Raw genomic sequence first — 290 nt, forward strand, 5'->3', positions numbered from 1 at the left:
ATTGTTGTGGCCAAGCAGCACCTGGATGATGCGGATATCGGTGCCGTTCTCGAGCAGATGCGTGGCAAAGGAGTGCCTGAGCGTGTGCACCGTCACCCGCTTGTCGATGCCGGCGGCAGCGCGCGCCGAGCGGCAGGCCGAATACAGCACCTGCACGTCGATGGGACGATTGGGGTCGCGGCCGGGAAACAGCCAGCCCTGCGGCTTCGCCAGTCGCCAGTAGACCCGTAGGATCCGAAGAAGCTGCGCCGACAGCATCACGGTGCGGTCCTTGCCGCCCTTGCCGTGAC

General features: G+C 65.5%; 1 protein-coding gene. It reads right to left on the reverse strand.

Features of this window, described 5'->3' with window-relative positions:
• Positions 1 to 290: tyrosine-type recombinase/integrase (locus tag EN852_RS39605; RefSeq protein ID WP_145994165.1), on the reverse strand; the 290-nt coding region annotated here is incomplete at both ends.

The organism is Mesorhizobium sp. M2E.F.Ca.ET.209.01.1.1 (genome assembly GCF_004010375.2).
Taxonomy (GTDB): Bacteria; Pseudomonadota; Alphaproteobacteria; order Rhizobiales; family Rhizobiaceae; genus Mesorhizobium.